Origin of the sequence: Leuconostoc falkenbergense (assembly GCF_014634805.1) — a bacterium.
GTDB classification, from domain to species: Bacteria; Bacillota; Bacilli; order Lactobacillales; family Lactobacillaceae; genus Leuconostoc; species Leuconostoc falkenbergense.
In genome coordinates this window covers 1-23393 of the sequence record NZ_BMBS01000032.1, presented here as the reverse complement: position 1 = coordinate 23393, position 23393 = coordinate 1, and the positions used below count along the sequence as shown (strand labels likewise).

Here is a 23393-nt window from a genome sequence, read left to right as displayed (position 1 = left end):
CACGGCGCATCATCCATCTAAGTATAAATTTTATACTCAGAGCATGTAGGAGCTACCTACGAATAATAATATAAGGAAAGTATATTATGCAAATTCAAAACCCTGTATTACCAGGATTTAACTCAGATCCATCAATTATTCGTGTGGCAGATACTTACTATATTGCGACATCAACATTTGAATGGTTCCCGGGTGTACGTATCCACGCCTCACAAGATTTGGTGCATTGGAATTTAGTTAAAAATGTTCTTGATACAACGACATTATTGGATATGAAGGGCAACCCATCATCAGGTGGTATCTGGGCACCAGATTTGTCTTATGCTGACGGTAAGTTTTGGTTGATTTTCACGGATGTTAAGATTACTGATGGCTCGTTTAAGGACATGAAGAATTACTTGACGACTGCGGAATCAATTGAAGGACCATGGTCAGATCCAATTTTGGTGAATGGTGTTGGTTTTGATGCCTCATTGTTCCATGATGATGATGGTCGCAAGTATCTCGTGCAACAGACCTGGGATCATCGTGAGTATCATCACCCATTTGATGGCATTACTTTGACTGAATTTGATACATCAACAATGAAGTTAAAGCCAGAAACAGCCCGCACAATTTGGGAAGGGACTGAGGTTAAGCTAGTTGAAGGCCCACATTTGTATAAAATTAAGGGTCAATATTACTTGTTTGCGGCAGAAGGTGGTACAATCTTTACTCACCAAGAAGTCGTAGCTCGGTCACAGTCTTTGGATGCATTGTCATTTGAACGTGAGCCAGAAGGACCATTCTTGACCAACTTTGATACACCAAATGCCTACTTGCAAAAGCAAGGACATGGTGCCCTTGTAAATACACCGGGTGGTGAATGGTATTATGCCTCATTATCAGCTCGCCCTTGGAATCATCCAACGGAAAGTGCTACGGATCCACGTGGTTGGTCAACATTAGGTCGCGAGTCATCAATTCAAAAAGTTGAATGGGATGAAGCAGGTTGGCCACGAGTTGTTGGTGGTCATGGTGGTTCAACGTTTGTTGACGCACCTAAGGACGCTATTTTGACTGATGCACCAGCTGATCATTCACAACACGATGACTTTACTGATGAAAAGCTTGACATTAACTGGAACACACTACGTGTACCATTTACTGAAAAGATGGGTCACACTGGCGCGGGTAAATTAGTGTTGCGCGGACAAGGTTCATTGGCTAACACGTTTGACCTATCCTTGATTGCACGTCGCTGGCAAGCTTTCTACTTTGATGCCGAAACCAAAGTAAAGTTTGATCCATATTCATATCAAGCAATGGCTGGTTTGACTAATTACTACAACCACTCACATTGGTCATTTATCTTCATTACAAAAAATGATGAGGGTCAAAATGTCATTGAAGTTGGTGAAAATAAAGGTGGCTTGCGTAACGGATCATACACGTCATACTTTAAAGACGATGCACCGGTGATTCCTGAAGGCACAGAATACGTATGGTTTAAGTCAGAAAATCGTAAGGAATCATATACTTATTACTATTCATTTGATGGCCAAAACTGGATTGCAACCGGTATTACATTAGATGCTGCCGTATTGTCAGATGACTATGTCGTACGCGAATATGGCGGTTTCTTCACGGGGGCTTATGTTGGATTAGCTGCAGTCGATTACTCAGGCTATGACTCAACAGCAGAATTTGATTTCTTCGACTATAAGGAATTGGGCGATTACCAAGAAGCTGACGGTAGTTATTCTTGGAAAAAATAAGAGAGTCGATTTTATTAAAAATAACATATAAATAAGCAACAGTATCTCAAGTAATTGTTACTTCAATTGATTATACGTTTTTAAACAGAAAGTGTCTTACAAATGAAAGTGCATAAATTATCGGCAGGCTTTATTTACTTCTTTGGTGCTTTAGGTGGGTTATTATTTGGTTATGATACGGGTGTGATTTCTGGTGCCATATTGTTTATTTCTAAGCAGTTGACTTTGACCAAATGGCAAGAAGGCTGGGTTGTTTCCGCAGTTCTCGTGGGCGCCATTCTTGGTGCCGCTGTGATTGGACCTTTATCAGATCGCTTTGGACATCGAAAACTACTGTTACTATCGTCGATTATATTTTTTATCGGCGCAATGTGGTCTGGTTTCGCACCGGATTTCCTGCATCTGGTTGCCTCGCGTATTGTCCTAGGTTTGGCTGTGGGTGGTGCTTCATCACTTATTCCAACTTATTTGTCAGAAATGGCGCCAGCTGATAAACGAGGTGGCGTCGCATCATTATTCCAAATGATGATTATGACGGGAATCTTAATTGCGTATATTTCAAATTACTTATTACAAGGATTGACATTTGGTTGGCGTATCATGCTGGCTTTGGCTGCCCTACCAGCCCTACTCCTGTTTATTGGTGGCTGGGTATTGCCCGAATCACCGCGATTTTTGGTTCGTGAAGGCAAAATGTTGGCAGCGCGTCAAGTGTTGGCGATGTTTAATAATGATGACAAACTTGTTGAAGCGGAGTTAGATGATATAGCGTTACAGGCTCAGACAAAATCAGCTGGTAGTTTAGCGGACTTGTTTGGCCCACTTAGTCGGCCAGTGCTTATTATGGCGATGGGATTGGCAATTTTTCAACAAACCATGGGGTGTAACACGGTACTTTACTACGCACCAACGATTTTCACTGATATTGGATTTGGTATCTCAGCAGCCTTGATGGCGCACATTGGCATTGGTATCTTTAACGTGATTGTGACTTGGGTCGCGGTCATGATTATGGACAAAATTGATCGTAAGAAAATGTTGATTTACGGTGCATGGGGGATGGGTATTTCGCTGATTTTGATGTCAGTTGGCATGCAACTTTCGGGTACAGGTAAGTTTGGTTCATATCTTGCTGCGATTGCATTAACAATTTACATTGCTTTTTTCTCTGCAACATGGGGTCCAGTAATGTGGGTTATGATTGGTGAAAGCTTCCCACTCAATATCCGTGGTTTAGGTAATTCATTTGGTGCTGTGGTCAACTGGACAGCGAACACGATTGTTTCACTGACCTTCCCACCATTGCTAAGTGCTTTTGGTACAGGCAATTTATTCTACCTCTATGCGGTGATGTGTTTCATTTCCATTTGGTTTGTGCACAAGTTTACCATTGAAACACGTGGTCGTTCATTGGAACAAATTGAAGCGAGATTACGTCATCGTAAGAATCATTTAAATGATGAACCTGTTGCAAATTAGTAACAATAATCAGTCGTTAGACTGATTTTTTTAAATCAAAATGAAAGAGAATTTAAAAAATGAAAACAACCATTCAACCATTTGGTGAGTTTGAAGGACAAAATGTGTCGGCTTATTCTTTAGAAAATAAGAATGGTACTCGGATTACGGTCCTTGATTTTGCTGGTATTTGGCATGAATATTTGGTCATTGACGAAGGAACACGTGTTAATATGTTATTGTCAGCACCGAACATGTCAGGTTACACCGATAATCCTTTTTATATCAATCGTTTAATTGGTCGCGTCGCTGGTCGTATTAAAGATGCAACATTTAAGCTTGGCGATCAATTGATTCAAACACCACAAAATGAAGGTAATAACTCGCTACATGGTGGTGGGAATGGTTGGTCAAATACCATGTTTACGGTGAAATTTGACCAAAATAGTATTGTCTTGACGGCGACCATAACGTCAGCGCAAGACGGCTTTCCGGGTGATTTAGAATCAGAAATACGTTACACACTTGAAGATGATGATACTGTGGCCTTGACCATGAGCGGGACACAACGTGAAACTGATGGTGTATTTAATCCGACGTCACATGCTTATTTTAATTTAAGCCAATCTGATGATGTCTCAAATCATGAATTGCAGCTTAACAGTAAAGTTCATTTGGTAGTTGATGCTGGTAAAGTGCCAACTGGGGAGACAGTCGCCAATCATAATTCGCCATTTGATTTGAGAATGGCGTCGGATTTGGGCGCTGCGTTAGCAACTTTGGATAAAACAACCGCAGAGCATGGCTTTGATGATGTCTTTGTCGTTCAAGGACCAAAAATTGCTAGTTTGAAAGATAAGGTCAGTTCGCGTACAATAGATGTAATATCTCATCGAAATGGGTTAGTTGTTTTCACCGCCAATTCGATGACATCGGATATGATAAATAATCATGGCAACGGACATAAATGGGTGGCAGTTGCCTTGGAGCCCCACACATTACCAAACTCTGAAAATATTCCAGCCTTTGGTGACGTGCGTTTGAAAAAAGATGAAACCCGTGTGGCAGAAATTGTTTATCGTTATCACAAATAAGGGAGAGGTGCTGGTTGTTTTAATGCCAGCGATGCTATGAAGAAAACAGATCAAATCACCATGCGGGATCATAATCAGCGCTTAGTTTTACAAGCGTTATTTAATGCCAAAGAAACGTCGCGTGCCCAACTTGCGGTTGACCTAGAATTGCATAAATCCACCATTAGCTCGATTTACCGTGATTTAGATGATATCGGTTTTATTGAAGATTTGGGTGAAGGGGATACAACCGAAACAGGTGGCCGCAAGGCTAAAATGATTCGCTTCAATCGCAATTACGGTTTTGTGGTTGCATTTGACATGGGACGTCATCATTTACGAATGGCACAGGTACGTTTGAGTGGTGAAGTAATCGCAACTGATGAATTTGATGTTGATGGCTTGACACTAAAGCAAGTTGTAGACTTAATGATGAAAAATTTGCATCGTATTAAACCGCAAAAATATGGCACGCAAGAGGGTGTCATGGGAATTGCGGTTGGTGTGCATGGCGTTGTTGATCATAATCAAGTAACGTACTCGCCTTTTTTTGATTATTCAGGTATTGATTTAGCTGATATGCTTGGACAAGTGATTAGTGTGCCAGTTTTACTAGAAAACGAAGCCAATTATGCTGCTGTTTATATTCGTGACTATCATGACTATCGTCAAATTGACCAATATGATAATTTAATTGCACTCAATATTCACTATGGTATTGGTGCTGGAATTATTATTGATGGTCAACTATATCGTGGCTTGTCCGGACGAGCTGGCGAAGTTGGTCGCAGTATTGTTTGGTCTCAGAATAAAGAAATTATTCGTATGGAAGATTTATATTCTGAAGATGCCATGCTGAAACGTTTGGCCGAAGCTTTAGGTAAAAAAGAAGTTGTCCGTGCTGATTTTGTGGCTTGTGCTAGTCATAATGCACCAGAAACGACAGCGTTAATTGATGATTGGGTCCGTGGCATTGCACAAATGGCTTATGATATTATACAAACCTATGCCCCACAAGCGCTTTTTATTCACTCACGTTTTATCGCTGAAATGCCGGAATTATTAGGTCACGTGATTGAAGTGTATCAAGATCTGAATCCAACTTGTCAATCAGAATTATTATTTGCAAATCACTCTGTCTATCAAGCAACTTTGCTTGGTGGGGCAGCAAGTGTGACGCGCCACGTGCTTGACTTGGAAGATGTTGATTTGAAGTTCAGCCATTGAGTATGGAATTGGAAATCAACTGTTCAACCAAAACAATTAGTATTGAAAAAGCTTAAGATTTATCCCAATTATATGGCATAAGGCTTAAGCTTTTTTGCTGTTAAGTTGTATCACTGAAAAGGAACAATTGTAAAATCGAAAGCATGATTAGTTTCGCCGGAAATATGATATTCTGGCTCGACGTCGGTACCCCAGCTGTCTATGCCACCTACACCGCGAACGGCGCCATAAATCGTGATGACGCTACGTCTAGGCAGGGGGAGTTCTTCAATATGTGTGGCGCTTTCAAGCTCAATTGCAGTATAAGGTAGTGCTGAAAAAGCAAATGGTTGTGTATGTTGATTAAAAGTAAGTCGGTTAATTGACGTACTATGGTCGTGTGTTTGCTGTGACGCTGCATTTTTGACTGTTAGAGAATGAGTTGCCATGTGCATGCCCATTTCCTGTGGCACAAGATAAGGTGTTAGCGGTAGGCCAACAATGTCAAACGTTCCTGTCAAAGCGCCCGCTTGTCGATCAGGGTAAGTTTCACCAGATAGACCAGTATATTGAAAACCATCAGCGACTTCTGGCATGATAAAGCTTAATCCTAAAGCTGGTAATTCTGGTAATCCAGTGGTCCCAGTGTAGTTTACTGTGATTGTGATGTTACCGTTTTGACTCACTAAATAAGTAACATCAACTGTTGTTTGTTGTGTTGTAGCTGTTAAAAAACTGAAGGTAATGGCCACATTTTTAGCAAAAATCTCATTTGAAAAACGATTATTATCAGGTGCAATAGGGAGACCAATATTTTCATCGTCTACTTGAATGCTGACGTTTTTTAGCGTTGTAAACATGTCTGCGCCAAACCAAGCTGCTGATTGAGTTGAAAAATGACTACCACGATCATTATCAGTTGTTGCGCGCCAAAAAGTTAATTTTGGCACACGGTACAGCCATTCTGCTGCATTGACAACGAGTGACTCTAGTCCACCTTTTTCATAACTAAAAATATAATCAAAACTATTGCCATGTAGGCCAAGCGTGCCATCTCCATATACAACATGTAACTCATTCATTGTCATAGCGTCCATAATAATATCTGACCTCCTGCATGGCTGGCTTTTCTTGACGGTTGGCAAACATGATACCATCACCTGAAAATTCATAATCTGAATGGCGATCATTAAAATCACCACCATATCTTAACACTTGCTGACCAGTGACTTTATCGGTTACGTACAAAGCTTGATCAATATAATCCCAAATGAAGCCACCTAAGTAACTATCAAATTCATCAAATAGCTGCATATAATCACCTAAACCACCAATTGAATTACCCATACTATGCATATATTCACAATTTAAATAAGGTTTTTTGGGGGTGATTGGTGAGATAGTCTTTTATTGCTTTTGGATGTGCATACATTCGGCTTTCAACGTCAGATATGCGATCCTCATCAATACGATTTTGAAAAACACCTTCATAATGGGTTAGACGTGAGTCATCAACTGATTTGAAGTAGGCGTCCATTGCTGCAATATTGTCACCTGTATAGGATTCATTGCCCAATGACCAAAACAAAATTGCAGGATGATTTTTAAATTGTTCAAAATTGGATTTGGCGCGATCTAAAACAACGTCTTGCCATTCAGGAATGGAACCAGGGACATTATAGGATGGTTCGACAGCGCCCATTTTTTGCCATGAACCATGAGATTCTAGGTTAGTTTCCGCCATCATATAAATGCCATTTTGATCGCATAAATTGTACCAAGGTATTTGGTTTGGGTAGTGAGATGTACGAACGGCATTGATGTGGTTGTCTTTGAAAACACTAATATCTTTTTTCATGTCGCTCATTGTGATGTTGCGACCGCCTGTGGGACTCCATTCATGACGATTGACGCCATTTAAGTGCAACGGCACATTGTTAAGCGTGACACGATTATGACCATCTTTGTGTAAACGACGGAAACCAAATGAATATGGGACAACAGCAATAATGTTTTGATTAGCATCAAAAATCGTGATGAGTAATTGATATAAATTAGGGTGCTTATGCGACCATAATGCAACGTTTTCAATGACTGCACTTGAAAGCGTAACGTGACTACTAATAGCAACGGTTTCTTGCCAAACAATGTTTTGCGATGGGTTTTGAACCACTATTTTGGCACTTGTACCAGTTAATTTGCCGTCAAAAGATAGTGACATTGACAAAGTGCCTGTATGCAATTGTTTGTCTACGGTAGGCTTGAGAAACAAGTCAACCAAGTTCACTTGAGGCATTGCAAGTAAACGCACGCTACGAAAGATACCCGAAAAACGGAACATGTCCTGATCTTCAATAAAAGCAGCTGTACTGTATTTATATACTTCAACTGCTAATTTATTTTCACCCGCTTGCAAATAAGGTGTTAGATCAAATTCAGCTTGTGAAAAACTATCTTCAGAATAACCAATAAAATGACCATTGAGCCAAAGATACATCGCTTTTTCAACGCCATCAAATTGAATATGAACGTCATGTTGAGCAAAGTTGTCTGGTAACGTAAAGGTTTTGATGTATTGACCAACGGTATTGTCTGCCGCTTCACTGAAAAGACCTTTATAGGATTTATCGTGACTAAGAGAATATGGTGGACGTCGATAGATTTTGCCCTCCCAAGGGTAGAGTGTATTGATGTAGTGAATTTGACCAAATCCTTGTAACTCAATATGCCCCGGAACAGCAATGTGTTCGAATTGTTCAACGTCAAAATCCGGTTGTTCAAAGCCAATCAGTCGCTGAGATGGATTTTCTGAAAAATGAAATTGCCAGTCACCATCTAAACTTTTAGTAAAACTCGACTGCTTTTGTTTGATTTCATCTGTTGTTTGGTACATGGTATGATCACTATGAGCTGGCAATTTACCAACGCGGAAGACGCGGGGATCATCTAACCAATCCAATTTTTCTAACATAATGTCTCCTTTATTAGTATAATAATGAAACCGCTTACAATAGAATTTTACCATAAATTAGTAAATATTTTATAGAATTTATTTGATGATTACTAAATGTTTTTTAGTCAAACTAAATGAAAGAGGCAAAAAAAACAACCTCAACATGAGGTTGTTTTTTGAAGCGCTTAGCCGCGAACAACTAATACGTCTGTTTTGGCAGTGCGAGTTACAAATTCAGTTACTGAACCAATAACTAAGCGTTCTACGGCGTTCAAGCCAGTAGCACCAATAACGATTAGATCGGCATTTACTTCACTTGGGACATCCTTAGCAATCAATGCTTTAGGTGAGCCATATTCAATTAAGTAGTCAACATTTTTGACACCAGCCTCGGTTGCTTGAGCCTTGTACTTTTCTAAGCTTTTGCGTGTTTCATCTGACACAGCCTCAACCATGGTGTCATCGAAACTAGCAACGTTTTGGAAAGCACGAGTATCAATTACGTTCAAAATTGACAAAACACCGGCATCGCCAGCGTCCAGTGTCAACTCAATGGCGCGAGACAAGGCAGCTTCAGATTCTTTTGAGCCATCCATAGGTACCAAAATCTTGTGATAGTTTGCTGTCATAATAACTTCCTCCATAAAACGTGTTCCCACGGTTTTTCTTTACACCTTTAGTATAGCGCTTTCATACTAAAATTAGTAGTAAATTGTCTATTATTTCACAGAATAGTCTAATTCCAATAAAAAAGCGTTCACAAATGTGAACGCACGGGTCATGCCCGGAATACTCAATTGATACCGTTAATCGTTGCGCAGATTTTCCTCGAAATTATCGAGGTGGATGGTGCATCAAGATTGTCAGATTACCGAATGAAAGGGCAGATCTTCTAAGTCAAGAATTCCCAACCGAAAATAAAGGTTGTAAGGAAAAAGCTGATGATGCAACAATGCGTATATCTGAGTAATTCAAAGTATATTATAACGCGAAAAGATTTTGAACAACAGTCTTGACATTTTCAGCTTAAACCTTTTTGTTGTTGTGATTTTAACGACTGATAAACATCACGGAATTGTTTTTCTGTTTTAGAATTACCTTTTGGTTGGAAGTAAGTTTTGTTTTTGAGTTTGTCTGGTAAATATTGTTGCGGCACCCAGTCATTATCAAAATCATGCGGATAAATGTAGTCCACACCATGACCAAGATCGTGCGCACCTTTGTAATGCGCATCTTTCAAGTGATCTGGAATATCCGAAATTTTACCACTGCGGACATCACTGAGAGCGTTATCAATTGCAGTATAAGCAGCATTTGATTTTGGTGATAAAGCGAGTTCGATTATGGCGTTGGCCAATGGAATGCGCGCTTCTGGAAATCCAAGCGTTTGTGCGGCCTGAATGGCTGTTATAGCGCGTTGTGCTGCAGCTGGATTAGCTAAACCGATGTCCTCATACGCAATCACAGTTAATCGTCGCGCTAAGATTGGTAAATCGCCAGATTCAATAATGCGCGCTGCATAATGCAACGCAGCATCAGCGTCTGATCCTCGAATTGATTTTTGTAGCGCAGAAATAACGTCATAGTGTGCATCGCCATCTTTGTCTGCTGACAATGCCTTGCGTTGCACCGTTTCTTCAACAATAGGTAAGGTAATATGGATGACATTATTTTTATCTGGTTTTGTGGATAATACAGCGAGCTCCAAACCATTGAGCGCACTACGGAGGTCGCCATTAGTGGCTCGTGATAGTTGCGTTAATGCATTATCATCAAGCGCAACATCATATTCACCAAGTCCTTTTTCTTTGTCATCTAGTGCACGCGCAACGGCACTTTTAATATCCTCAGCACTAAGACTATTCACCTGAAAAATCTGTGTACGGGAGCGGATGGCGGGTGTGACGTTAATATATGGATTTTCCGTGGTGGCGCCGATTAGAATAATTGCCCCTGATTCAAGGTGTGGCAACAAAAAGTCTTGTTTAACTTTGTTCAAACGATGAATTTCGTCGAGCAATAATACGACTGTACCAGACATTTTGGCTTCTTCAGCAACAATTTGCAAATCTTTTTGACTATCAGTTGCTGCGTTAAGCATACGAAAAGCATATTTTGACGAACCGGCAATCGCACTAGCGATTGAAGTCTTACCTGTACCGGGTGGACCATATAAAATCATGGAACTCAAGCGATGCGCAGCGACCATGCGCCAAATAATCTTGCCTTCACCGACAAGATGTTGTTGACCAACAATTTCTTCAATTTTTGTGGGGCGCATACGGTACGCAAGGGGTTGTTGCATGAGGCACTTATCCTAAATAAATATTATCAACATTAACAGCGGTGTTGGCTGCTAGTAAAACGGCGATTGGATCATCATGCTGATGGCTTTTGGTTGCGTCAGATAATAATGTGAAAGGGTGCTTACTTTGTGTAGCTAGACCAACGTATTTAGCAAAATAGTCGCCTGCGAGATTTTGGTCGATAAGCACTTTTCCAATGCTGTGTGATTTTAACGAAGCGGCAAAAGCTGATTGTATTGCAGTGCTGCCAAGTTGTGAGACTTTAACAGCAACAATAACACGTTCTCGAAACGTGCCGAGGTAGCGGCTTTGTTCGTCAGGATTAATTTTTGGTGTGCCGTTACCAAGTTGCTCTTGCTGTAAGCGTTCATTGATGTCCATATTTTTCTCCGATACGTTTGATAATTCCATTATACGTTATCTGAGAATGGTTTTTCATGTTTAGCTGAGGATTTTTGCGGATCAATTTTATTTGTCAAGGTTGAACGTGATGAGTATCAAACATTTTGAGTGATAGTAAGGTTAAAATAATAGCGCCGCCGCCTAGAAATAAAATCAGTATACCGATTAGTGAATTAGTTAGTAGTGGTGATCCAACTAAAACCAAGCTAGCCAATATTTTACCTAGTTGAAAGATACTACCATTGAAAGCAATATAGGCGCCACGCTGGCTTTTGGGCATTAAATTAGCCAACTGTACCTGTCGAGTTGGCACATACATGAGTTCTCCAAAAGATAGAATTAAGCTTGAAATAAGGAGTGGTAAAAAAGTGATTGTGGTTGCTTGCAAAGCAAAGCCAATCGTGAATAATAATGTGCCAATTGTGAAAATATAGCGTGTATTATACCGCGCAATCCATTTTGAAAACAGTGCAGTGAAAAATATAATAATTAGTGTGTTTATTGTCGTTAACACGCTAATCATTTTAACACCGTTCAGTGGCACAGCAAATATTGTCGTGTGAACGAATTTTTCTGCAAGATGAATCGCAATATAATTTGTCCGTTGAAATTCAACCGCAAGCAATAAAATACCACCCAACGTGAAAATGAGAAATGGTAAATCTTTGAAGACAGGCTGATAGTGTTTGAAGACAGCAAGCATGCCGATTTTTGGTGAGGATAGTTGGTTGCTTTGATAGGTTTCTGTAATTGAAAAAATCGTCAATAAAAGTGATAAAGTGTTAATTATCATGAGCGTAGAAGCTAATATTATGAAGTGTGATTCAAATAACCAACCGCCAATCATACTGCCGATCATTAACGATAAGTTACTAGCCCAATAATTGATGGCATACATAAAGGCACGTGTTGTTTTAGTTGAAACGTCGATTAACATTGCCTCGCTGGCTGGGTTAAGCAAGCCACTAGCAACATTGCCAATTGACATCATGATAAAGGTTAGCCAAGGCAGATGGTATACTGGGATGTTTGCCAAAAAAATGCCAGCTGATCCGATTAGTTTAATGGTTTCACCAGTAATCAATAAAGGTCGCCGTCCATACATATCTGTCAAATGGCCACCATAAACACCGGCTAAAAAAGCAATGACGATATTAATCATCATTAAGATTCCTGCTGTTTGTGCATTATAGGCATGGGATAAATAGATAGCCATAAATGGGAAAATCAGTGAACTACCAAAACGACTTAAAAATTGGATTTTGATACGAGCTTTAATATTAGGATGTAAAGTTTGCCACATGAGATTATTTCTCGCTTTCATAATTGCATGTTATGATTATAGCAAGTTATGATTATAAAATAGACGTTAATTTTGTAAAACGGACTTCGTTAAAATAAAATGTCTACTTTTACAGCAGGGATATGAAAATGATTAGTAAAATTTACATTGAATTACGTCTTCATTATTTAAAATTTGGAACAATTGTTCAGTTTAGAACCAAAGAATTAGCTGAATTTTGGGCGGTTTCAGTTAAACAAGCGCAACGAAGATTACGGCATTTTTCGGATGACAGACTGTTAACTTATGAGCCGGGACGAGGGCGTGGTCATTTGTCAAAAATTCATTTTTTAAATGATTTTCGTGTGGAGTTAACAGACACGATGCGTCATGCAATTATCATAAATGATAATTGCATGACGTTTTATCTTTTTCAACTAGGCATACCGACAATTTGGTTGGCACAATTTCGTCGTCAATTAACAAATCTTTTAGGATTACAAGTGCAAGACGATCATAAACGAATCTTAAGGCAAGTTTCGACGCGTAAAATAACATCATTAGACCCAGTTAACGTGGCTATTCATCATGAATATGAATTAGTTATGCAACTAGGTGATACGTTAATCAAGTATGACAATGGGTTACAACCAGGATTAGCACACCATTGGACGTCAAATCAATCGGCGACGATCTGGACTTTCTATTTACGTAAAGGGGTACAGTTTCATAACGGCAAGGAAATGACTAGTCTTGATGTCAAAAAGACATTTGAGCGTGTGCAACAGCGAGTAGGTGCTCGCTATTGGCAGTTGATCAATCTTGTAAAAATAGTTCCGCGAGCCACAGACGTCGTTGAATTTTATTTTAGTGCGTCTGAACCACTATGTGCGAGATTTGTTGCCGACGCCAAATATATTATCATTGATTGTGATTCGTCAATTGACAATCTTCATTGGATTGGAACGGGCGCTTTTGAAGTGGTTGAAAGCACAAATGACATCTTTAGGTTGAAAGCTTTCAATAATTATTATGGTTTTCGTGCCATGATTGATGAGGTTCAGTATCTGTTAGTTGATGATGATAACATCGCCAAACACTTATTTAATCCCGAAGACTATGGCAATTATGACTATATAAAAAAACAACGTGCTATACCTGGTGCTGAATTTGTCATCGCGAACATGAATCGCAAGACTATCATTCAGGACACATTAGTACGGGAAGCATTATACAACATCATTGATATGCGTTATTTTGATAGGCATTTGGGTGATATTGCCAGTCATTACCACCGTGAGGATTCTATTGCAGATCATAATAAATCTATGCAGCAGGCTAGACAGTTAATCAGAAAATCTGGTTATTCCGGCGAACCAATTATTCTAGGTGTGCTTTCGCATATCAAATCGGCTATTGATATGGCGAAGTGGATACAAGAACGTGCACAACAAGCTGGTATTTATATTGAAATTTTGTATTATAGTTTTACAAATGATTACTATTCCGATGTTTTGGAGCAACAAGCAGATCTCGTCATGTTAGCTGATGTCCCAATGAACGACGACGAATTTGCTTATATAGAATTTCTAACAAGCCCGACATTATTGGTACAAAAAATGTTAACAATTGATTTGAAAAATGATTTGCAGCAAATGGTTATTCAATTCAAACAAGCACCAACTATAGAACAGCGACATACTATATATTTGACGATTGATAATTGGCTAACAGATCATTTTTTCATGATTTATACAATTCATGCGGTTCGTGATGTCTATATCCATCAATTTCTAGCTAATGGTGAATATGGAAATGACTATAAAAACGCGTGGCAAATGCCAAAATAACACAAAAAAAAGCACCACCAAACGCGATATGTAACCAAAAGTTAAAACAACTTTTTGGTGTACTATCATGAATGGTAGTGCTTTTAAACCGAATTGAATTAATTTATTAACCCAAACGGTTGTAGTATTCGACGATCAACGCTTCGTTGATTTCGGCATCTAGTTCTTCACGTTCTGGCAAACGAACTAAAGTACCTTCAAGCTTTTCGGTATCAAATGATACGAATTGTGGACGAGCCACTACTGATTCAACAGCGACTTGGATAGGCAAGATGTTCTTTGACTTCTCGCGAACTGAGACAACTTGACCAGGTTGAACGCTGTATGATGGGACATCAACGCGCTTACCGTCAACCAAGATGTGACCATGGTTAACTAGTTGACGTGCTTGTTGGCGTGTTGTTGCCAAACCAAGACGGTAAACCAATGAATCCAAACGTTGCTCCAACAAGATCATGAAGTTAGTACCGTGAGTACCCTTACGGATCTTACCAGCTTTGTTAAACAAAGAATGGAATTGACGTTCAGTCAAACCGTAAGTGAAACGCAACTTTTGCTTTTCACGCAATTGTGTACCATATTCAGAAATCTTAGCGCGACGGCCGGCACCGTGATCGCCAGGTGCGTATGCACGACGTGACAATTCTTTACCAGTACCAGACAATGAAACACCCAAGCGACGAGAAATGCGCCACTTTGGACCTGTATAACGTGACATGTATATGTCCTCCAAAATGTAGTTTGCTGTACATTTGAGGGTAAGTACCAGATGCGTGCAGCGCCGAACTTGACGTTTCTCAGAGCCAGTAGCTATGGCCTTACTAACGATTTGGGGCGCTGTTGACGCGCTTCTTTACTTACTGCTACTCAATTTAACAACTTCTCCCATACTACCAGAAACTTACGTAAATAGCAAGTTCTTAAGAAAGCTGTAAACGATTTGAGATTTAGCAAACGTCCTTTAATTCAGCTAAATAAGTGATAATATTGAGAGTGAAAATTAAAAGGTCGGAAACTATCTCTATGTTCAATTTTACAATTCTAGCAATTATATTAGCACTCGTGGTTATTGCCTATTTAGCAATCTTTGTTTTACAAAGAGCTACTGTCAAAAAAGTCAATGAACTGAAAGCTCGGAAAGCACAACTCGAATCACTAAAGGTTCGTAATGAGTTGGTTGAGGCACGTAAGCTATCCTTGACAGGGCAATCACTCAAAAATTATCAGAAATTTGAAAGTGATTATAACGACGTTCAAAATAATAAATTTTTGAAAATTGATCAACAAGCCAATTTGGTTCTTTTTGAGGCGCGCGGAATCAATATTGTTAAAACACGCCGTGAAATGGTGCGTTTGCAATCAATGGTTGATGATACAGAAACGACCATTAAAAACGTGCGCGCAGGTTTGTCAGATTTGAAGAAAATTGATGAAGCGCATCGAGAAGCAATTCGTGATCTTAAAAAGAAGTATGAAGACTTACGCAAACGTTTACTGGCCGAAAATTTCAAGTTTGGGCCAGCCAATCCTGCGCTTGACCAGTTTTTGAGTCAACTTGAAGGTGATTATGATGAATTCACCCGTTTGACTGAAGCGGGTGATCATGCCACGGCCTCAGACATTTACGAACAACTTGCCATGGAAACCACACAAATGGAAAACATGATGCAAGATATTCCGGCTTACTTTGACAAATTGAACGTTAAATATGTTGAACAACTCAATGAACTTGCGCAGGGGCATGCACAGTTAGTGGCGGATGGCTATGTGTTCCCCAATGATAGCGTTGAGCAGGAACTACAAGCAATTGATGGGCAACGCCAACAAGTGTTGAATTTATTGGCTGATCTTAAATTAAAAGAAGTTGCCGAGCAAAATGGTTACATTGAAACACGTATTGATAATATGTACGATACAATGGAAACTGAAGTCAAGGCACGCCAACATGTTGTTAAAAATGCGAATAACTTATCATCTGATTTGTTGCGCTTGCGAGAACAAAATCAAGCTTTGACAATTGAACTAGATCGTTTGGGGCAAAGTTTTCAATTTAATCATCAAGAGTTGGAAACCCGACGAACATTACTTGAACAAATTAATACGGCGGAAGCACAAATTGATCATAATGATGATTTGTTAGAATCCAAAGAAATTTCATACAGTGAGTTGCGGATTCAACAAGAAAAACTTTTGAAGCAATTTGCCGAAATTGAAACACAACAAGTTGAAATTTGGGACAAGATTTCTGGATTGGAAAAAGCAGATCGTTCAGCTCGTCAACTAGGTGGTCAATATCAACAAGAAATTGAAAATATTAAACATGCTGTCGAGCGTCTTAATTTACCAGGTTTGCCAGCGGTTTATCTGGAGTATTTCTACGCTGTATCAAATGAATTAGAACGATTGGCTAAGTCTCTAAATGCCAATTTGATTGATATGGATGAAGTCCAACGTCAACTTAACATTGTCTCTGCCGATATTGACACATTAAAAGAAAAGACAGATGATATTGTTGACGAGGCCGCACTGACTGAGCAACTATTACAATATTCAAATCGTTATCGTGCTTCAAGCGAGCGGGTAGCTGCTGCCAGTGAACAGGCGCGTATGTTTTATGAACGAGAGTATAATTTCAAACAGGCAATGGACGTCTTGGGGCCAGCACTTAATAGCGTTGAACCTGGCATATATGAAAAAATCGTTGATTCCTATATGCGTCGCAAAACGCCATTGTCTTAAAAGTCATCACAATCGTGATGGCTTTTTACATTAAAAAATGAGGCAATAAATGAAACAAGTTACTGATTATCCAGAAATTCAAACCGAGCGTTTGCGGCTTCGTCGTGTTCGCCTATCGGATGCTCCGGCAATGCTGATATATATGAGTGATGAAGATACAGTCCGTTGGTTATCTGGAATAAGAAAACAAACGATTACCGAAATAACACAATCTATTCGTGATTATTTTTGGCATGATGAACCTGGCACCATGAAATATGCTATTGCTGATTTGAAAACTGATGAATTAATGGGAACAATTGATTTTCGTTACCATTCTGACTAAAATGATGCAGAAATTGGTTATGTTTTGGCACCACAACAACGAGGCAATGGCTATGTTAGTGAAGCAGTGAAAGCATTGCTTCACATTGGATTTACAGAATTAGCTATTAATGTTATCTGGATCGGGCATGATCAAGATAATGTTCGAAGTCGGCGGGTCGCACAGCGACTTGGTTTTCATAGTGAAGGGGTAGATTCACAAGGTCACCAAATTTGGACACTGACTAAGAATCAGTATCTTGCAATGCAATAATAAAAGGCTTCATCTTTATCTAGATGAAGCCTTTTATATTAAGACATTTTAGAATGTTTGATACCATAGGCAAAATACCAGATGATACCAATTACAAGCCAGATACCAAACATCTTGAGGGTCTCAGCTGATAACTGTGAAATGAAGAATAGACTCAACAGACCGCCAATGAACGGAATGGCAGGATAGCCGGGAACTTTGAAGCCATCATGAGCCAAGTCTTTACGACGGCGTAAAATCAGTATACCAAAGTTAATAAACATGAAAGCAACTAAGGTTCCGGCGTTGATTAAGCTAGCCAAAGTGCTTAATGGAATCAAACCTGCAAAAATCATTTCAATGGCAACGGCTACGATCAACGCATTGACGGGTAAATGAGATCCTTTTGAAATGTGTCCTAGTGATCTTGGTAGCAAACCATCTCTACCAAAAGAATAAGCAAGTCGTGATGAGGCATAAACAAGCGCTAAGACGGCTGTAAACATACCAATTAGTGCACCGACCGTGATGACAACAGAGAATTGTGTTTGATGAACGACTTGCAAAGCAAAAGCAGCAGGATCATCAACACCCAATTTTTTGTAGTTAACAATACCGGTTAAGACGATTGAGAAAAGTGTGTACAGCAAGGCAGAAACAATGACTGTACCAACAATCCCTCTTACCATTGTCTTTTGGGGATTTTTGACTTCGGCAGCATGTGCAGCGATTGTATCAAAACCAAGAAAAGCGAAAATAATACTGGCAGTAGCTGCCCAAATACCATTCAATCCGCCAAGACCACTATGAAATTCTTTTGGATAAAATGGGACATAATTAGTTGTTTTAATGAAAAATGAGCCACCAATAATGAATAGTGCAAGGATAACGATTTTTAAAACGACGGCACCGTTTTCAATCTTTTTCGAGGTGCTAAGACCACGAGAAAGAATTGCTGCCACAATCAGAATAATCAACATGGCAAATAGATTAACCACGCCACCTTCCATTGGACCCGCCATGAGTGCCTTGGGCATATGAATATTAAATATTGTTAACAAGTTGCCTAAATAAGCGGAAAAACCAGTGGCAATAGCAGAAACAGCGAGAAAGTATTCGACAATTAAGGACCAACCCAATAGCCAACCAATAATTTCGCCATAAATCACGCCACCGTATGAATAGGCTGAACCAGCCACTGGCATCGCTGATGAAAATTCAGCAAAAGCCATGCCTGATAAACCAGAAAAGACCGCCGCAATCAAAAAAGCAATTGCCACAGCCGGCCCAGCATGCTCAGCCGCTTCGTGGCCAGGTAAGATAAAAATACCTGTGCCAATAACAGTTCCAACCCCTAGACTAATCAGATCCTTAGTAGTTAAAACACGCTCCATGTGTGAATCAGCAGCAATATAATTATTGACTGACTCCCGTTTAAAAGCTCTTGATAATACAGACATAATAATTCTCCAACATAATTTTAATAAATCAATAACTATTATTTTATCAATTTAACACGCACTTGTCTAACTGTGCTTCAAGTTTTACGTTACAATGAAAGATAAGGAATTTAGATGATGAAAAATAATAAAGTGTTTGTTATAACGGGAGCGACTGGCGTTGGGAAAACCACCATTGCGCGTTACTTACAAGAAACCTATCATATGCCACGGGTAATTACACACACGACCAGAAAACCGCGTGATTGTGAAGAAAATGGTGGTGCTTACTATTTTGAAACAAATGATAGTTTTGAAAAAAATCATTATTTAGAACGGGTCATGTACGCGGGCTCAAAATATGGTTCCTCGCACGAGGCTTTGGCATTAGCATGGGCTCAAAGTAATTTTGCGACGATTGTCTTGGACACAGCAGGTGCAATTACTTACGCACGAGAACTGGGTGAACAAGCTGTCATTATTTTTGTGACGGTAACGCACCCTGATGTACTCATTGAGCGGGTTCAAATTCGTGGCGATGATCCGACAATTGTTAAACAACGTATTGCATCACCAGAATTTATGCGTGATGTGACGTTACCGGAAGCTCTGAAAGGTGTTGCTTATCAATTAGAAAATGATGATTGGGCGAAAACAAAAGCACGATTGGATTTGATTGTAACTGATGTGATGAATGGCAGAAGTCTGCCTAAAAAAATCTAAACTGTGATTTTTTTTAGAATATGCTTGACATAAAATAATTATAGCATTATAATTATCTCATAAAATAAAAAGGTATTGGTTATATGACACGTACACAACGCGCAATTTCAGTAAGTTATTACTTTAAGTATTTCGGCTAATCGTCCTAATACTTAAAGCATTTTGCGTAGGTATTCGGACAACGTTCCGAATGCCGCAGTGAGTTCGTTATTAATGAGCAAACGCACATTCGGGTAGTCGTCCGAGTGTGCGTTTTGTATTTGTCTTAATTAAGGAGAATGAAAATGGAAGTGAAACCGGAATTATTGCAATCGTTGAATAAAAATCTTTCGTTGGTTGGACCATCGGCAATACGTGCTTTTGATGTAGAGGTTAGTGCCATTCCAAACATCATTAAGTTAACATTGGGTGAACCAGATTTCAACGTTCCAGAGCATATCAAACAAGCTGCAATTCAATCAATTATTGATGATGATTCACACTATGCTGCCTCGAATGGTACATTGGCACTGCGTCAAGCTGCTGCCAACTTTTTACAAGATCGCTATCAAGTTAATTATGATGCTGCATCTGAAATTATTGTGACAGTTGGTGCGACAGAAGCAATTTATGCAACGCTAACAACGATTCTTAATCCTGAAGACAAAATCATTTTGCCAACACCTATTTTCCCTTTGTACATTGCCGTAGGTTTGGTTGACGGTGCGCAACCCGTTTATATTAATACAGCACCAACTGATTTTATTCTGACACCGGATTTACTGAAAGCTGCTATTGCAGAACATGGTGACGCGATTAAAGCTGTGGTTCTGAATTTTCCATCTAACCCAACTGGCGTGACCTATAATTATGAACAAGTTAAAGCTTTGGCTGATGTGTTGCGCGAAACTAATATTATCGTCATCTCTGATGAAATTTATTCAGAACTTTCGTATGACAATGATCACGTTTCAATGGCAAAATATCTCCCAGAACAAACAATTGTGCTAAACGGCGTATCAAAATCACATGCCATGACAGGTTATCGTATTGGCATTTTGGCTGGACCGGCAAAACTAGTGCAAAAGATTGCTATGATTCATCAATTTACAATTACAACTGCCTCAAACCCGGCAATGGCAGCCGCGACAGAAGCATTAGGTACAGAAGCTGGTCGTCAAGATACTTTGGATATGAAGGCAGCCTATCGTCAGCGTCGAGACTTTGTCTATGAACAAATGACATCATTAGGATTTCAAGTTGCTAAACCTGATGGCGCGTTCTATATTTTTGCTAAAATTCCAGCTGGCTACTTGCAAGATGATTTTGAATTTGCGCGCGACTTAGCTAACAAGAATGGCTTAGCTTTGATTCCGGGCTCTTCTTTTGGACCTGGCGGAGAAGGTTACGTTCGTTTGAGCTACGCAGCCGCAATTGAAACTCTCCAAGAAGCAATGGCGCGTTTGACATTATATATGAAAGAAAATAAAAATGACTAAAATTTTAATGACTAGTGTTCGCAATGATGAAGAAGAGGCGATTAATGCCTACGCCAAATTACATCACATTGAAATAGAGATTTCTCGGGATGAGTTTCATCCAGAAACAATGCCCGATTTAACAAATATTGATGGTTTGGTGATTCAGCAAACTGCTGAAATAGGTGGCGATCAAGCTTTTTACAATCAATTAGCACAACAAGTTGGCCAAATTACGACGCGCACAGCAGGATATGACATGATTGAGGTTGACTTGGCCAAAAACGCAGGCTTAAAAGTTACTAATGTGCCAGCCTATTCGCCAAGATCGGTAGCAGAAATGGCTCTAATGCAGATTTTCCGTTTACTACGACGAACACCGGAGTTTGATGCGCGTATTGCACAAAATGATTTTCGCTGGGCGGGCTTGCAGTCGAGAGAAATTCATTCCGTGACAGTCGGCATCATTGGTGCAGGTCGTATTGGCGGCACTTTAGCTGGCTTACTTCATGCACTTGGCACAAAAGTTTTAGCTTATGATGTTAATCCGCGCGACGACTTGCGTGATTTAGTGACGTATGTCTCTAAAGAAGAACTCTTGTCTCAGAGTGATGTTATTAGTTTGCACGTTGACCTAAATGATACGTCCGTTAATTTACTATCTGCTTCTGATTTTTCTCAAATGAAAGATGGTGGCTTGCTCGTTAACGCCTCCCGTGGTCCAGTCATCAACACTGATGATCTTATTGATGCATTAGATAATGGCAAGTTGCATGCTGTTGCTTTAGATACTGTAACTGACGAGTCACCAGTTTTTAATCATGATTTACGAAAAACAGGAGTAGCAGATGAGCGCATTAAAAAGTTATTGGCCATGCCCAATGTCCTCTTAACACCGCATGTTGCCTTTTTCACAAATATTGCTGTTGCTAACATGGTCGATTTTGCCTTAGATGATGTCTTAACTATTCTGTCAGGCGCCACTTCACCACATGAAATATAAAAAAAGCGCTTTTTAGCGCATACATAAGGAAAAAATATGACAACACTCACTCAAAACATTCAAAAACGAACAAATCCCTTATCAATCAAGCAGTTCATCATTAATGTCTTAAATGGCACTAGTTTGGGTATTGTTATTACTTTAATTCCAGGAGCGCTAGTCAGTCAGTTGCTCTTATTGTTTTCTGGTAATCAAATTGCGACTCAAATCGGCTTCATGACAACCTTGATTCAAAGTGCGCTACCAATTGTTGCTGGATTTGCAGTAGGACAAATTTTCAAATTGTCAGCGATTGATTCTGGCTCCATTGGTTTAGCAATGTTTGTTTCAGCTGGCGTTGTAACGAATACGCCCAAGGGGATGATTATTGGTGGAACGGGCGTTGTGCTGAATATCATTTTAGTAGCGCTCATTGCCACAGCATTAGTTAAGTTAACCGAAACAATTTTTGGACACTTGAAAATGTTACTTCAGCCTCTGTTTGTACTTGTTGTTGCGGGTGGAATTGGTTTAATTACTTTAGATCCTCTCAGACACGTGCAAATGGTAATTGGTTCATGGGTTGCGCAAGCTACTGATTTAACACCTATTCTGATGGGGGCTGTACTAGCAGCAGCGTTTGCGTTTTTGGTTGTTTCACCCTTGTCATCGGTTGGAGTGGCGATGGCCATTAGTTTGACAGGTGTGGGATCATGTGCCGCAAACGTTGGCATCACAGTGGCCAGCTTCACATTAGCCGCAATGGGTGCCAGTGTGAATCCGCTGGGTGGCACTTTGGCACACTTTGTTGGCTCACCAAAGATTCAGATGGCTAATATGTTAACAAAACCCAAGCTTTTCTTGCCTACAACAATTGCGGCCGCTATAATGGGGGCGATTTCTACCTTGCTAAACACCAAAGGAACGCCTTTTTCAGCTGGATTTGGATTTTCCGGGCTGATTGGTCCTTTGACGGCGTTTAATGAAGCTGGAAAAACGGGAATCGCCATGTTAAATGTTTTCATTGTATTTGTTGTTTTACCAATTTTACTTGCGTTAGGGATGAAGTGGTTGTTTATGACCAAAATAAACATGATCCAACCGGAAGATTTAAAGTTAACATTGAAGTGAGCTATTAAGATAAGGTAAAGGGAGAGGTGAATGAAGCGAACGGGGGAGAGGGAAACGGGGAAGAAGTGAGGTAAAAAGC

Annotated in this window: 17 protein-coding genes and 2 pseudogenes; 11 read left to right on the top strand and 8 right to left on the bottom strand. The window is 39.8% G+C overall.

Annotated features, from left to right (window positions below; all coding sequences use genetic code 11):
• The first annotated feature begins 86 nt into the window (after window positions 1-86).
• The 4 genes from IEU71_RS07415 (at window position 87) to IEU71_RS07400 (ending at window position 5515) form a co-directional block, all read left to right on the top strand.
• Complete coding sequence (locus IEU71_RS07415) at window positions 87-1757, top strand: glycoside hydrolase family 43 protein (protein WP_004915017.1); 1671 nt, start codon at window positions 87-89, stop codon at window positions 1755-1757.
• 102 nt (window positions 1758-1859) lie between these two features.
• On the top strand, window positions 1860-3236 hold the full coding sequence (locus tag IEU71_RS07410) for a sugar porter family MFS transporter (protein ID WP_004915014.1): 1377 nt from the start codon (window positions 1860-1862) through the stop codon (window positions 3234-3236).
• A gap of 59 nt (window positions 3237-3295) precedes the next feature.
• Entirely contained in the window at window positions 3296-4309 is a 1014-nt protein-coding gene (locus IEU71_RS07405; protein WP_004915010.1) for an aldose epimerase family protein, read from the top strand.
• A gap of 36 nt (window positions 4310-4345) precedes the next feature.
• Window positions 4346-5515 (top strand): ROK family protein, encoded by a 1170-nt coding sequence (locus IEU71_RS07400; protein ID WP_004915007.1) that lies wholly within the window; start codon window positions 4346-4348, stop codon window positions 5513-5515.
• A gap of 110 nt (window positions 5516-5625) precedes the next feature.
• On the opposite strand, the gene IEU71_RS07395 is transcribed toward IEU71_RS07400, so the two are convergent.
• From IEU71_RS07395 to IEU71_RS07370, 6 genes and pseudogenes are all read right to left on the bottom strand, one after another.
• Window positions 5626-6591 (bottom strand): beta-galactosidase small subunit, encoded by a 966-nt coding sequence (locus IEU71_RS07395; RefSeq protein WP_004915003.1) that lies wholly within the window; start codon window positions 6589-6591, stop codon window positions 5626-5628.
• Window positions 6569-8465 (bottom strand): annotated as a pseudogene (locus IEU71_RS07390) (glycoside hydrolase family 2 TIM barrel-domain containing protein). The gene IEU71_RS07395 and the pseudogene IEU71_RS07390 overlap by 23 nt, the downstream one beginning before the upstream one ends.
• 167 nt (window positions 8466-8632) lie before the next feature.
• Entirely contained in the window at window positions 8633-9076 is a 444-nt protein-coding gene (locus IEU71_RS07385; protein WP_004914992.1) for a universal stress protein, read from the bottom strand.
• 392 nt (window positions 9077-9468) lie between these two features.
• Window positions 9469-10752 carry a replication-associated recombination protein A gene (locus IEU71_RS07380; protein WP_004914989.1) on the bottom strand — a complete coding sequence of 428 codons (1284 nt, stop codon included), beginning with the start codon at window positions 10750-10752 and terminating at the stop codon, window positions 9469-9471.
• Window positions 10753-10759: 7 nt separating this feature from the next.
• Entirely contained in the window at window positions 10760-11134 is a 375-nt protein-coding gene (locus tag IEU71_RS07375) for a YueI family protein (RefSeq protein WP_004914986.1), read from the bottom strand.
• A 94-nt stretch (window positions 11135-11228) separates the two neighbouring features.
• Window positions 11229-12458: an MDR family MFS transporter gene (locus IEU71_RS07370; RefSeq protein WP_004914985.1), complete on the bottom strand. Its 1230-nt coding sequence runs from the start codon at window positions 12456-12458 to the stop codon at window positions 11229-11231.
• 128 nt (window positions 12459-12586) lie between these two features.
• On the opposite strand from IEU71_RS07370, the gene IEU71_RS07365 reads away from it, so the two are divergent.
• Window positions 12587-14287 (top strand): ABC transporter substrate-binding protein, encoded by a 1701-nt coding sequence (locus IEU71_RS07365; protein WP_004914981.1) that lies wholly within the window; start codon window positions 12587-12589, stop codon window positions 14285-14287.
• A gap of 106 nt (window positions 14288-14393) precedes the next feature.
• Here IEU71_RS07365 and rpsD read toward each other — a convergent pair whose 3' ends face one another.
• Entirely contained in the window at window positions 14394-15005 is a 612-nt protein-coding gene (gene rpsD, locus IEU71_RS07360; protein ID WP_004914980.1) for a 30S ribosomal protein S4, read from the bottom strand.
• Window positions 15006-15310: 305 nt separating this feature from the next.
• Between rpsD and ezrA the strand changes: the two genes are divergently transcribed.
• Window positions 15311-17026: a septation ring formation regulator EzrA gene (gene ezrA, locus IEU71_RS07355; RefSeq protein ID WP_004914977.1), complete on the top strand. Its 1716-nt coding sequence runs from the start codon at window positions 15311-15313 to the stop codon at window positions 17024-17026.
• 49 nt (window positions 17027-17075) lie between these two features.
• Window positions 17076-17603: pseudogene (locus IEU71_RS07350) on the top strand (GNAT family N-acetyltransferase).
• Between the two features lie 38 nt (window positions 17604-17641).
• Here the strand turns inward: IEU71_RS07350 and IEU71_RS07345 are convergent.
• Window positions 17642-19042 carry an APC family permease gene (locus tag IEU71_RS07345; protein ID WP_036068525.1) on the bottom strand — a complete coding sequence of 467 codons (1401 nt, stop codon included), beginning with the start codon at window positions 19040-19042 and terminating at the stop codon, window positions 17642-17644.
• Between the two features lie 117 nt (window positions 19043-19159).
• Between IEU71_RS07345 and IEU71_RS07340 the strand changes: the two genes are divergently transcribed.
• The 4 genes from IEU71_RS07340 (at window position 19160) to IEU71_RS07325 (ending at window position 23314) form a co-directional block, all read left to right on the top strand.
• Complete coding sequence (locus IEU71_RS07340) at window positions 19160-19744, top strand: nucleoside/nucleotide kinase family protein (RefSeq protein WP_036067138.1); 585 nt, start codon at window positions 19160-19162, stop codon at window positions 19742-19744.
• 284 nt (window positions 19745-20028) lie between these two features.
• A complete protein-coding gene (locus IEU71_RS07335; RefSeq protein WP_004914958.1) occupies window positions 20029-21222 on the top strand; it encodes an aminotransferase class I/II-fold pyridoxal phosphate-dependent enzyme in 1194 nt (397 codons plus the stop codon).
• On the top strand, window positions 21215-22204 hold the full coding sequence (locus IEU71_RS07330; RefSeq protein ID WP_004914954.1) for a D-2-hydroxyacid dehydrogenase: 990 nt from the start codon (window positions 21215-21217) through the stop codon (window positions 22202-22204). Before IEU71_RS07335 ends, IEU71_RS07330 begins: the two co-directional genes overlap by 8 nt.
• Before the next feature lie 36 nt (window positions 22205-22240).
• The gene (locus tag IEU71_RS07325; protein WP_004914952.1) at window positions 22241-23314 is read left to right on the top strand and encodes a PTS sugar transporter subunit IIC; all 1074 of its coding nucleotides are present in this window, start codon (window positions 22241-22243) and stop codon (window positions 23312-23314) included.
• Window positions 23315-23393 lie beyond the last annotated feature (79 nt).